This is a genomic window from Klebsiella sp. PK18 (genome assembly GCF_057784655.1).
Window position 1 is genome coordinate 1,021,658 of record NZ_CM173493.1, and the last position, 11,639, is coordinate 1,033,296.

Here is an 11,639-nt window from a genome sequence, read left to right on the forward strand (position 1 = left end):
GCGTACTGACCGGGCTTTTTTTTCGCTTACTCGCCGCGATAGATGCAGCCAGCGGTGCAGGTCTCTTTGACCATCACGGCGCTCAGCAGCGGTACCCTCGGTTTCATCTCATCCCAGATCCATTTCGCCAGCACTTCGCTGGTGGGGTTTTCCAGACCGGGGATATCGTTCAGATAATAGTGGTCCAGGCGATCGTATGTCGGCTTGAAGGCGGCCTTCAGCTCGGCAAAATCCATGATCCACCCGGTATGGGGATCGACTTCACCGGTGATCTCCAGACGCACCATAAAGGAGTGGCCATGCAGGCGACCGCATTTGTGTCCTTCCGGGACGTGCGGCAGGTGGTGGGCGGCTTCGAAGGTGAAATCTTTAAACAGCGTGGTGGACATCATTGACTCTCAACAGGACGAAAAAAACCGCCGTAGGGTACCGGAAAGCACATTTTTTCGCATTAACTAAAACGGCCCTGAACAGAAAATGGACACATTTATCTGGGTTATCTGAATTAAATGGTTATATTTCATGTGGTTATTTAATCGATTTTGTTGTTAATAACTACAACTAAAACAGGTTAGTCCATTTGGTTATTTATTATTTCCATCCCTTCTTTAATTGTTACTATCAGCACCGTTACCCTTCTATTCTCTTCTGTTTTTGTCGCGCTGACAGGGCGCGAACAACAGCTTTGCTTACTGGAACAAACGACGCATGACGACACAGGCCACACCTTCCAACTTGCTGCCGCTCAACCCGGAGCAACTGGCGCGCCTTCAGGCGGCCACCACTGACTTCACGCCCACTCAGCTTGCCTGGGTATCTGGCTATTTCTGGGGCGTGCTGAATCAGCAGTCCGGCGCGGCTGTGGCCGTTCCTGCCCAGGCCGCTGAGGTGCCCTCGATCACGCTGATTTCCGCCTCGCAAACCGGCAATGCCCGCCGCGTCGCCGAAGCGCTGCGCGACGATCTGCTGGCAGCGAAGCTGAACGTGAAGCTGGTGAATGCAGGCGATTATAAATTCAAACAAATTGCTGCGGAAAAACTGCTGGTGGTCGTGACGTCCACCCAGGGGGAAGGTGAGCCGCCGGAAGAAGCGGTCGCATTGCATAAGTTCCTGTTCTCGAAAAAAGCGCCGAAGCTGGACGGGACCGCGTTCGCTGTCTTTGGCCTCGGCGATACTTCTTATGAATTCTTCTGCCAGTCTGGCAAAGATTTCGACAGCAAGCTGGCCGAGCTCGGCGCGGAACGCCTGCTCGATCGCGTCGATGCCGACGTCGAATATCAGACCGCGGCTGCGGAATGGCGCGCGCGCGTCGTTGAGGTGCTGAAAGCCCGGGCGCCAGTTGCCGCGCCCGCTCAACTGGCCACCAGCGGCGCGGTGAACGACATCCATACCAGCCCGTACACCAAAGAGGCTCCGCTGTCGGCGACCCTGTCGGTCAACCAGAAAATCACTGGCCGCGATTCCGAAAAAGATGTGCGCCATATCGAAATTGACCTCGGTGATTCCGGTCTGCGCTATCAGCCGGGCGACGCGCTGGGCGTCTGGTATCAAAACGATCCTCAGCTGGTCAAAGAGCTGGTGGAGCTGCTGTGGCTGAAAGGTGACGAGCCGGTAACCGTTGATGGCAAAACTCTGCCGCTGGCGGAAGCGCTGGAGTGGCATTTTGAGCTGACGGTTAACACCGCGACTATCGTCGAAAACTACGCCACCCTGACCCGCAGCGAATCGCTGCTGCCGCTGGTGGGCGATAAAGCTCAGCTGCAGCAGTATGCTGCTGCGACGCCGATCGTCGATATGGTCCGTTTCTCGCCGGCACAGCTGGACGCCGAGGCGTTAATCGGTCTGCTGCGTCCGCTGACGCCGCGCCTGTACTCCATTGCCTCCTCACAGGCGGAAGTGGAGAGCGAAGTGCATGTCACCGTGGGCGTGGTGCGCTATGAAATAGAAGGCCGCGCCCGGGCTGGCGGTGCCTCCAGCTTCCTCGCCGACCGTGTGGAAGAAGATGGCGAAGTCCGCGTCTTTATTGAACACAATGACAACTTCCGTCTGCCGGCTAACCCGGAGACGCCGGTGATCATGATTGGCCCGGGCACCGGCATTGCGCCGTTCCGCGCCTTTATGCAGCAGCGCGCAGCGGACGGGGCGCAAGGCAAGAACTGGTTGTTCTTCGGCAACCCGCACTTCACTGAAGATTTCCTCTATCAGGTAGAGTGGCAAAGCTATGTGAAGGAAGGTCTGCTGACCCGTATTGACCTGGCCTGGTCCCGCGATCAACAACAAAAAGTCTATGTACAGGACAAACTGCGCGAGCAGGGGGCCGAGCTGTGGCGCTGGATCAATGATGGCGCCCACATTTATGTCTGCGGCGACGCCAATCGTATGGCGAAAGACGTGGAGCATACGTTACTGGAAGTGATTGCCGAATACGGCGCGATGGACGCCGAAGCGGCGGACGAATTTTTAAGTGAGCTGCGCGTTGAGCGCCGTTATCAGCGAGATGTCTACTAATGAGCGAAAAACATCCGGGGCCTTTAGTGGTCGAAGGTAAACTGACCGATGCCGAGCGCATGAAGCTTGAGAGCAACTACCTGCGCGGCACCATTGCGGAAGATTTAAACGACAGTCTGACCGGCGGTTTTAAAGGCGATAACTTCCTGCTGATCCGTTTCCACGGCATGTACCAGCAGGACGATCGCGATATCCGCGCGGAACGCGCCGCCCAGAAGCTGGAGCCGCGCCATGCGATGCTGCTGCGCTGCCGTCTGCCGGGCGGGGTGATCACCACCACCCAGTGGAAGGCGATCGATAAGTTTGCCGCGGACAACACCATTTACGGCAGTATTCGTCTGACCAACCGGCAGACGTTCCAGTTCCACGGCATTCTGAAAAAGAACGTGAAACCGGTGCATCAGATGCTGCACTCGGTGGGGCTGGATGCGCTGGCCACCGCCAATGATATGAACCGTAACGTGCTGTGCACCTCCAACCCGTACGAGTCGCAGCTGCACGCTGAGGCCTATGAGTGGGCGAAAAAGATCTCCGAGCATCTGCTGCCGCGTACCCGCGCTTATGCCGAGATCTGGCTGGATCAGAAAAAGGTCGCCACTACTGACGAAGAGCCGATCCTCGGTCAGACCTATCTGCCGCGTAAGTTTAAAACCACGGTGGTGATCCCGCCGCAGAACGATATCGATCTGCACGCTAACGACATGAACTTCGTGGCGATTGCCGAAAATGGCAAGCTGGTGGGCTTTAACCTGCTGGTGGGCGGCGGTCTCTCTATCGAACACGGCAACAAGAAAACCTACGCCCGCACGGCGAGCGAATTCGGTTATCTGCCGCTGGAGCATACTCTGGCGGTGGCGGAAGCGGTCGTGACTACCCAGCGCGACTGGGGCAACCGTACCGACCGTAAGAATGCGAAAACCAAGTACACCCTTGAGCGCGTTGGCGTCGAAACCTTCAAGGCGGAAGTGGAGCGCCGGGCCGGCATTAAGTTTGAGCCGATCCGCCCGTATGAATTCACCGGCCGCGGCGACCGCATCGGCTGGGTGAAGGGGATTGATGACAAATGGCACCTGACGCTGTTTATTGAAAACGGCCGCATTCTCGATTATCCGGGTCGTCCGCTGAAGACTGGCCTGCTGGAGATTGCTAAGATCCATAAAGGCGAATTCCGCATCACCGCCAACCAGAACCTGATCGTTGCCAGCGTACCGGAAGATCAGAAGGCGCGGATCGAGAAGCTGGCGCGGGATCATGGTCTGATGAATGCCGTTACTCCGCAGCGCGAAAACTCGATGGCCTGCGTCTCCTTCCCGACCTGCCCGTTGGCAATGGCGGAAGCCGAACGTTTCCTGCCGTCGTTTATCGACAAGGTGGAAGGGGTGATGAACAAGCACGGCGTGAGCGATGAGCATATCGTCACCCGGGTCACCGGCTGCCCGAACGGCTGCGGCCGCGCGATGCTGGCGGAAGTGGGACTGGTGGGCAAAGCGCCGGGGCGCTACAACCTGCACCTTGGCGGTAACCGCAGCGGCACCCGCATCCCGCGGATGTACCGTGAGAATATTACCGAGTCGGAAATTCTCGACTCGCTAGACGAACTGGTAGGGCGCTGGGCGAAAGAGCGCGAAGCGGGTGAAGGCTTCGGCGACTTTACGGTGCGTGCGGGCATCATTCGCCCGGTGCTCGACCCAGCCCGCGATTTCTGGGAATAACATCCTGGTGCCCGGTGGCGCGTAGCGACCCGGGCCTGTAAAACCCGTAGGCCGGGCAAACGCATTGCCGCCCGGTAAAACAGGCAAACGAGGTTTATATGTCCGTACTCGATCTAAACGCGCTTAATGCATTGCCGAAAGTGGAACGTATCCTGGCGCTGGCGGAGACCAATGCGAAGCTGGAGAAGCTCAGCGCCGAAGAACGCGTAGCATGGGCGCTGGAAAATCTGCCTGGCGAGTATGCTTTATCTTCCAGCTTTGGTATTCAGGCGGCGGTGAGTCTGCACCTGGTGAATCAGCTGCGCCCGGATATTCCGGTGATCCTCACGGATACCGGCTATCTGTTTCCGGAAACCTATCAGTTTATCGATGAGTTAACCGACAAGCTCAAGCTGAACCTGAAGGTCTATCGGGCGCAGGAGAGCGCCGCCTGGCAGGAGGCGCGTTACGGTAAGCTGTGGGAGCAGGGCGTTGAGGGCATTGAGAAATACAATGAGATCAACAAAGTCGAGCCGATGAACCGGGCGCTGAAAGAGCTCAATACTCAGACCTGGTTCGCTGGTCTGCGCCGCGAGCAGTCCGGTAGCCGGGCGACCTTACCGGTGCTGGCTATCCAGCGCGGGGTGTTCAAGGTGCTGCCGATTATCGACTGGGATAACCGGACGGTGTATCAGTACCTGCAAAAGCACGGGCTGAAATACCACCCGCTGTGGGATCAGGGCTATCTGTCGGTAGGCGATACCCACACCACGCGCAAATGGGAGCCGGGCATGGCAGAAGAAGAGACCCGGTTCTTCGGGCTTAAACGCGAGTGCGGATTGCACGAGGGTTAAGCTGTTAGCGCTTTCTTTGGGTGATAATTCAAGAAGAACACGCGGGTGATACCGCGCGTTCTTTTGTGCGTATCAACTTTTCTTCTCCACCTTCGCCAGCTCTTTCACCAGCGGCAGCATCACTTTCACTACCTCGCGGCTGCGGCGTTCTATGCGTCCCGGCAGCGCGTGGTCGAGATACTGCTGATTATCAATCTGCACGCTATGCCAGCTGGTGCCGTTCGGGAAGGCGCGGGATTTCTGGCGCTGCTGATAGCCATCCTTTTTGCCGAGTGACCAGTTGGTTGCCTCGACCGACAGCACCGGGATCCCCGCGCTGTCGAAGACGCTGGCGTCGTTACAGCAGGCGGTGCCTTTTGGGTATGCTGGGTTCAGTCCTGGATTGGTCGCCGCGACAATCCCCTTGCTGCGGGCGATAGCCAGCGCACGGTCGCGGGTTAGCTTACGCACCGAGGCCGGCGTGCGGCGGCCACTGTTGAAGTAAAGCTTATCGCCCACCACCAGATTATCGAGGTTGATCACCAGCAGGGTATTTTTCTTTTCCGCCTCACTCATGCGCTGCAGCAGATTTTGCGCCCCGAGACGACCTTCCTCTTCACCGCTGGTGGCGATAAAGCGAATGCCATAGCGGGTGGGGATATTCTTTAAATGATCCGCCAGCTCCAGCATCACGCCGAGCCCCATCGCGTTGTCGTCGATGCCCTGCAGCGTCAGGCCGCCAAGGTTGTTCTCCACGTCTTTATCGCTCTGCGGCGCGTAGGTATCGAGGTGCGCCATAATAATGATTTGCTGGCGGGACTGGCCTTCATGGGCGGCGATCACCGTACTGCCGGTGGCGTTATGCCAGTTCTTACGCTGATTGTTATCGGTATAGATGTAGCGGGTATTGAAGCTGCGCACGTCGCTCTGATACCCCATCTGGGCGAACTGCTGGCGGAGGTACTCGGCTGACAACATCTCGGCTGGTGTTCCGGTCATTCGTCCCGGGAAGACGGTGGCGATATGACGGGCCTGGCTACTGGCGGCGTCGCCCAGCGCGCTGAAAGCGGGGGCGGCGGCGAAAACAAAACCGGTGCCGAGCGCCAGAGGAAGCAGACGGCGGCACAACGCGGAAAACATAAGGGGTCCTTACACGAACAAGACAATTTGACGCGTACAGTATGAAACTGTGACCGCGGTTAAACAATTTCAATTGCTCTTAAATAGCGGAAAAATAGCGCGTTAAGCACTTTTTGATATTTGTATTTCCACAGCGTTATTCCTTTGCGTCACAACTCATTCCATTTCGTAATTTCATTTGCTCTCAGGCGCACCCTATAGTCGCAGTATCGCTGATTGTAAGAGAGTTGTTGCGCCGTGGATTACTTGCCCCTTTTTGCCGAACTGAAACAAAGGCCCGTGCTGGTGATCGGCGGCGATGAGATTGCTGAACGCAAGATTAAATTCCTGCTGCGCGCTCAGGCGCAGGTGCAGGTGGTCGCTGAAACGCTGTCACCGGCGCTGGCCGATCTGGCGGCGCGCCAGGCGCTCAGCTGGCGGGCGACGGAATTTAGCGACTCGCTTGTGGATGATGTTTTTCTGGTGATTGCGGCCACGGAGGATGAGGCGCTTAACCAGCGGGTGTTTGCGGCGGCTAACGCGCGCTACCGGTTGGTCAACGTGGTGGATAACCAGGCGCTGTGCTCGTTTGTCTTCCCTTCTATCGTCGACCGTTCGCCGCTGCTGGTGGCGATCTCCTCCAGCGGCAAAGCGCCGGTGCTGTCGCGTATTCTGCGCGAGAAAATTGAAGCGCTGCTGCCGACGAACCTCGGGCGGCTGGCGGAATCGGCGAGCTACTGGCGCAACCATCTGAAAACCCGTCTGACGACCACCGAAGCGCGTCGCCGCTTCTGGGAACGCGTCTTTACCGGCCGCTTTGCCAGCCTGATGGTGGCGGGCAATCATGCGGAGGCGGAAAAGGCGCTGCAGGATGAGCTGGATAAGCCCGAACGCGAGACGGGAGAAATTATTCTGGTGGGCGCCGGGCCGGGCGATGCCGGGCTGCTGACCCTTCGCGGCTTGCAGGCGATCCAGCAGGCGGACGTGGTTTTCCACGACCATCTGGTGACCCCGCCGGTTCTCGAGCTGGTGCGCCGTGATGCCGAGCTGATCTGTGTCGGCAAACGCGCCGGCGAGCACTCGGTGCCGCAGCATGAAACCAATCAGCTGCTGGTGGCGGCGGCGAAGGCAGGGAAAACCGTCGTGCGTCTGAAGGGCGGGGATCCGTTTATTTTTGGCCGCGGCGCAGAAGAGCTGCAGGCTGCCGCCGAAGCGGGGATCCCGTTCCAGGTGGTGCCTGGCGTCACCGCTGCTGCCGGGGCGACGGCCTACGCCGGTATTCCGCTGACCCATCGCGACTATGCGCAAAGCGCCGTCTTTGTCACCGGCCACTACAAGCCGGACAGCGCCCCCTTCGACTGGTCGCTGCTGGCGAAGAGCCAACAAACGCTGGCGATCTACATGGGCACCATGAAGGCGGCGGAAATCAGCGCCCAGTTGATCGCCCACGGTCGCGACAGCGCTACGCCGGTCGCGGTGATTTCCCGCGGTACCCGCGACGATCAGCAGACGATAACCGGCACATTGCAACAACTCGAACACCTGGCGAAAGACGCCCCGATGCCCGCCCTGCTGGTGGTCGGCGAAGTGGTGCAGCTGCATCAGCAGCTCGCCTGGTTTCAACATACATCATCCGCCGAAGGGTTTAACGCTTCGGTGGTCAATCTGGCTTAAGGAACGGTTATGGACCAAAAACGACTCACTCACCTGCGGCAACTGGAGGCGGAAAGCATCCATATTATTCGTGAGGTGGCCGCCGAATTTTCTAACCCGGTGATGATGTACTCCATCGGGAAAGATTCCAGCGTAATGCTGCATCTGGCGCGCAAAGCGTTTTATCCGGGAACCCTGCCGTTCCCGCTGCTGCACGTCGATACCGGCTGGAAATTCCGTGAGATGTATGAGTTCCGCGACCGTACCGCCAAAGCCTACGGCTGTGAGCTGCTGGTGCATAAAAACCCGGAAGGGGTGGCGATGGGCATCAACCCGTTTGTCCACGGCAGCGCAAAGCATACCGATATCATGAAAACGGAAGGCCTGAAGCAGGCGCTGAACAAATACGGCTTTGACGCCGCGTTCGGCGGCGCGCGTCGCGACGAAGAGAAATCCCGCGCGAAAGAGCGCATCTACTCCTTCCGCGACCGCTTCCACCGCTGGGACCCGAAAAATCAGCGTCCGGAGCTGTGGCACAACTACAACGGCCAGATTAACAAAGGCGAAAGCATCCGCGTCTTCCCGCTCTCCAACTGGACTGAGCTGGATATCTGGCAGTACATCTATCTGGAAAATATTGAAATCGTGCCGCTGTATCTGGCCGCTGAGCGCCCGGTGCTGGAGCGCGACGGCATGCTGATGATGATCGATGACGACCGTATCGATCTGCAGCCGGGCGAGGTGATTGAAAAACGGATGGTGCGTTTCCGTACCCTTGGCTGCTGGCCGCTGACCGGCGCAGTGGAGTCTGAAGCGCAGACGCTGCCGGAAATTATTGAAGAGATGCTGGTATCGACCACCAGCGAACGTCAGGGCCGCGTGATTGATCGCGACCAGGCCGGCTCGATGGAGCTGAAGAAACGTCAGGGGTATTTCTAAGGAGCCGCCATGAACACCACAATTGCCCAACAAATTGCTAATGAAGGCGGCGTAGAAGCTTACCTGCACGCGCAACAGCACAAGAGCCTGCTGCGTTTTCTGACCTGCGGCAGCGTCGATGATGGCAAAAGCACCTTAATTGGCCGTCTGCTGCACGATACGCGCCAGATCTATGAAGACCAGCTGTCGTCTCTGCACAACGACAGCAAGCGTCACGGTACCCAGGGCGAAAAACTGGACCTGGCGCTGCTGGTGGACGGCCTGCAGGCTGAGCGTGAGCAGGGCATCACCATCGATGTCGCTTACCGTTACTTCTCGACCGAAAAACGCAAATTTATCATCGCCGACACCCCGGGGCACGAGCAGTACACGCGCAATATGGCCACCGGCGCGTCAACCTGCGACCTGGCGATCCTGCTGATCGATGCGCGCAAAGGCGTGCTCGACCAGACCCGCCGTCACAGCTTTATCTCTACGCTGCTGGGCATTAAGCACCTGGTGGTAGCGGTCAACAAAATGGATCTCGTCGAGTTTAGCGAAGCGCGCTTCAACGAGATCCGGGAAGATTATCTGACTTTCGCCGAGCAGCTGCCGGGCAACCTCGATATCCGCTTTGTACCGCTGTCGGCGCTGGAAGGCGATAACGTCGCCAGCCAGAGCGCGAATATACCGTGGTACAGCGGCCCGACCCTGCTGGAAGTCCTCGAAACCGTGGAGATCCAGCGGGTGGTCGAGAGCCAGCCGCTGCGCTTCCCGGTGCAGTATGTTAACCGTCCGAACCTCGATTTCCGCGGCTTCTCCGGCACGGTCGCCTCTGGCACGGTTACCGTTGGCCAGCGTCTGAAGGTGCTGCCGTCGGGCGTTGAATCGAGCGTGGCGCGTATCGTCACCTTCGACGGCGACCTGCAGGAAGCCGCCGCCGGCGAAGCCATTACCCTTGTGCTGAAAGATGAAATCGACATCAGCCGCGGCGACCTGCTGGTTGACGCGCAAGCCTCGCTGCCGGCGGTGCAAAGCGCCAGCATCGACGTGGTGTGGATGGCCGAGCAGCCGCTGACCCCGGGCCAGAGCTACGACATCAAAATCGCCGGGAAGAAGACCCGCGCTCGCGTCGACGCTATCCGCTACCAGGTCGATATTAACAACCTGACCCAGCGTGAAGTCGAGTCTCTCCCGCTGAACGGCATTGGGCTGGTGGAGCTGACCTTTGACGAACCTTTAGTGCTGGATCCGTATCAGCAAAACCCGGTGACCGGCGGGCTTATCTTTATCGATCGCCTGACCAACGTCACCGTGGGCGCCGGGATGGTCAACGAGCCGCACCTGCAGGCGTCGACCTCGGCATCGCAGTACAGCGCCTTCGAGCTGGAGCTGAACCAGCTGATCCGTAAACACTTCCCACACTGGGACGCCCGCGACCTGCTGGGAGGCCAATAATGGCCCAGCATGACGAAAACGTCGTCTGGCATGCCCATCCTGTGACTCAGCAGCAGCGGGAACAGCATCACGGCCATCGCGGCGTGGTGCTGTGGTTTACCGGCCTTTCGGGGTCGGGTAAATCCACTGTCGCCGGGGCGCTGGAAGAGGCGCTGCATGAGCGTGGCGTCAGCACCTATCTGCTGGACGGCGACAACGTGCGCCATGGTCTGTGCAGCGATCTGGGATTCAGTGATGAGGATCGCAAAGAGAACATTCGCCGCGTCGGCGAAGTGGCCAGGCTGATGGTCGATGCCGGGCTGGTGGTATTGACGGCATTTATATCACCACACCGCGCGGAACGGCAGATGGTGCGCGAGCGCCTGGGGGAGGGACGCTTTATCGAAGTGTTCGTCGATACCCCGCTGGCCATCTGCGAGGCGCGGGATCCGAAAGGATTATACAAGAAGGCGCGGGCAGGGGAATTACGCAATTTCACCGGCATAGACTCGGTCTATGAGGCACCGGAAAAGGCGGAAATTCATCTGGATGGTGAACAATTGGTAACAAATTTGGTGCACCAACTATTAGACCTGCTGCAACAGAGCGATATTATCAGATCCTGAAACGGCAGCGGCATCGAGGGGTGCCGGTTGCCCGGTCTACAGGATTCGATATGCGCAATACCCAGAACCTCAGTATTATTCGTTCAGAACCGCCTCCGGCGATCGGCGACGAGACCACCTGGTCTCTGTCGGGCGCTGCTGTGGGCTTTATTTCATGGCTGCTGGCGCTGGGTATTCCCTTCCTTCTCTATGGCAGTAATACGCTCTTCTTCCTCCTTTACACCTGGCCGTTCTTCCTTGCGTTGATGCCGGTGGCGGTAGTGGTCGGTATTGCGCTGCACTCTCTGCTCAATGGCAAACTGCTCTATAGCGCCAGCGCGACTATCCTGACCGTCGGGCTGATGTTTGCGCTACTCTTCCTCTGGCTGTTGGGATAACCCGTTTCCGGGATGAATCAAGCATGGGTATCGGCAGCAAAAATATGGTACAGTCCCCGCGTTACGCGGCATCGTCCGCGCGCCCCGGTAGCGTACCCGGGCGAGTTTTGGGATGATGATGCCGTTTTTCAGGGGGCAGGATGGGTAAACTAACGCTGCTATTATTAGCTTTGCTGGTCTGGCTACAGTATTCACTGTGGTTCGGTAAAAACGGCCTGCACGACTACACGCGGGTTAACGACGACGTCACCGCCCAGCAGGCGACTAACGCCAAATTAAAAGCACGCAACGATCAGCTATTTGCCGAAATTGACGACCTTAACGGCGGGCAGGAAGCGATCGAGGAGCGCGCGCGCAATGAACTCAGTATGACCCGCCCGGGCGAAACCTTCTATCGTCTGGTACCGGATGCGTCTAAACGCAACCAGGCATCGGGGCAACAGCAGAACAATCGATAACCAGGCCCAGGATTACGAC

General features: G+C 58.3%; 11 protein-coding genes. 9 read left to right on the forward strand and 2 right to left on the reverse strand.

From position 1 onward, the window contains the following. Nucleotides 1-26: 26 nt before the first annotated feature. Nucleotides 27-392 carry a 6-carboxytetrahydropterin synthase QueD gene (gene queD, locus AC3EMD_RS05055; RefSeq protein WP_012967329.1) on the reverse strand — a complete coding sequence of 122 codons (366 nt, stop codon included), beginning with the start codon at nucleotides 390-392 and terminating at the stop codon, nucleotides 27-29. A 316-nt stretch (nucleotides 393-708) separates the two neighbouring features. Between queD and cysJ the strand changes: the two genes are divergently transcribed. From cysJ to cysH, 3 genes are all read left to right on the forward strand, one after another. After that, nucleotides 709-2,508: an NADPH-dependent assimilatory sulfite reductase flavoprotein subunit gene (gene cysJ / locus AC3EMD_RS05060; RefSeq protein WP_012540733.1), complete on the forward strand. Its 1,800-nt coding sequence runs from the start codon at nucleotides 709-711 to the stop codon at nucleotides 2,506-2,508. Next, on the forward strand, nucleotides 2,508-4,220 hold the full coding sequence (gene cysI / locus AC3EMD_RS05065) for an assimilatory sulfite reductase (NADPH) hemoprotein subunit (RefSeq protein ID WP_016161723.1): 1,713 nt from the start codon (nucleotides 2,508-2,510) through the stop codon (nucleotides 4,218-4,220). Before cysJ ends, cysI begins: the two co-directional genes overlap by 1 nt. 98 nt (nucleotides 4,221-4,318) lie before the next feature. Further along, on the forward strand, nucleotides 4,319-5,053 hold the full coding sequence (gene cysH, locus AC3EMD_RS05070; protein WP_008806238.1) for a phosphoadenosine phosphosulfate reductase: 735 nt from the start codon (nucleotides 4,319-4,321) through the stop codon (nucleotides 5,051-5,053). Between the two features lie 72 nt (nucleotides 5,054-5,125). On the opposite strand, the gene AC3EMD_RS05075 is transcribed toward cysH, so the two are convergent. Next, complete coding sequence (locus AC3EMD_RS05075; protein WP_302073966.1) at nucleotides 5,126-6,172, reverse strand: aminopeptidase; 1,047 nt, start codon at nucleotides 6,170-6,172, stop codon at nucleotides 5,126-5,128. Between the two features lie 246 nt (nucleotides 6,173-6,418). On the opposite strand from AC3EMD_RS05075, the gene cysG reads away from it, so the two are divergent. The 6 genes from cysG to ftsB all read left to right on the forward strand — a co-directional run bounded on the left by cysG (nucleotide 6,419) and on the right by ftsB (nucleotide 11,620). Next, nucleotides 6,419-7,825 carry a siroheme synthase CysG gene (cysG, locus tag AC3EMD_RS05080; protein WP_165454663.1) on the forward strand — a complete coding sequence of 469 codons (1,407 nt, stop codon included), beginning with the start codon at nucleotides 6,419-6,421 and terminating at the stop codon, nucleotides 7,823-7,825. Nucleotides 7,826-7,834: 9 nt separating this feature from the next. Further along, the gene (gene cysD, locus AC3EMD_RS05085; protein ID WP_002915160.1) at nucleotides 7,835-8,743 is read left to right on the forward strand and encodes a sulfate adenylyltransferase subunit CysD; all 909 of its coding nucleotides are present in this window, start codon (nucleotides 7,835-7,837) and stop codon (nucleotides 8,741-8,743) included. Nucleotides 8,744-8,752: 9 nt separating this feature from the next. Then, nucleotides 8,753-10,180, forward strand: coding sequence for a sulfate adenylyltransferase subunit CysN (gene cysN, locus AC3EMD_RS05090; RefSeq protein WP_012967340.1), 1,428 nt, complete (start codon nucleotides 8,753-8,755; stop codon nucleotides 10,178-10,180). After that, complete coding sequence (gene cysC / locus AC3EMD_RS05095) at nucleotides 10,180-10,785, forward strand: adenylyl-sulfate kinase (protein ID WP_002915158.1); 606 nt, start codon at nucleotides 10,180-10,182, stop codon at nucleotides 10,783-10,785. Before cysN ends, cysC begins: the two co-directional genes overlap by 1 nt. Before the next feature lie 50 nt (nucleotides 10,786-10,835). After that, nucleotides 10,836-11,162 carry a DUF3561 family protein gene (locus AC3EMD_RS05100; RefSeq protein WP_008806224.1) on the forward strand — a complete coding sequence of 109 codons (327 nt, stop codon included), beginning with the start codon at nucleotides 10,836-10,838 and terminating at the stop codon, nucleotides 11,160-11,162. Nucleotides 11,163-11,302: 140 nt separating this feature from the next. Beyond that, on the forward strand, nucleotides 11,303-11,620 hold the full coding sequence (gene ftsB / locus AC3EMD_RS05105; protein WP_002915156.1) for a cell division protein FtsB: 318 nt from the start codon (nucleotides 11,303-11,305) through the stop codon (nucleotides 11,618-11,620). Nucleotides 11,621-11,639 lie beyond the last annotated feature (19 nt).

Excerpts from the sequence above, each read along its gene's own strand:
- cysC (WP_002915158.1), top strand. The coding sequence starts at position 10,180 with ATGGCCCAGCATGACGAAAACGTCGTCTGGCATGCCCATCCTGTGACT.
- cysJ (WP_012540733.1), top strand. The coding sequence starts at position 709 with ATGACGACACAGGCCACACCTTCCAACTTGCTGCCGCTCAACCCGGAG.
- cysH (WP_008806238.1), top strand. The coding sequence starts at position 4,319 with ATGTCCGTACTCGATCTAAACGCGCTTAATGCATTGCCGAAAGTGGAA.
- cysN (WP_012967340.1), top strand. The coding sequence starts at position 8,753 with ATGAACACCACAATTGCCCAACAAATTGCTAATGAAGGCGGCGTAGAA.
- ftsB (WP_002915156.1), top strand. The coding sequence starts at position 11,303 with ATGGGTAAACTAACGCTGCTATTATTAGCTTTGCTGGTCTGGCTACAG.
- AC3EMD_RS05100 (WP_008806224.1), top strand. The coding sequence starts at position 10,836 with ATGCGCAATACCCAGAACCTCAGTATTATTCGTTCAGAACCGCCTCCG.
- cysD (WP_002915160.1), top strand. The coding sequence starts at position 7,835 with ATGGACCAAAAACGACTCACTCACCTGCGGCAACTGGAGGCGGAAAGC.
- cysI (WP_016161723.1), top strand. The coding sequence starts at position 2,508 with ATGAGCGAAAAACATCCGGGGCCTTTAGTGGTCGAAGGTAAACTGACC.
- queD (WP_012967329.1), bottom strand. The coding sequence starts at position 392 with ATGATGTCCACCACGCTGTTTAAAGATTTCACCTTCGAAGCCGCCCAC.
- AC3EMD_RS05075 (WP_302073966.1), bottom strand. The coding sequence starts at position 6,172 with ATGTTTTCCGCGTTGTGCCGCCGTCTGCTTCCTCTGGCGCTCGGCACC.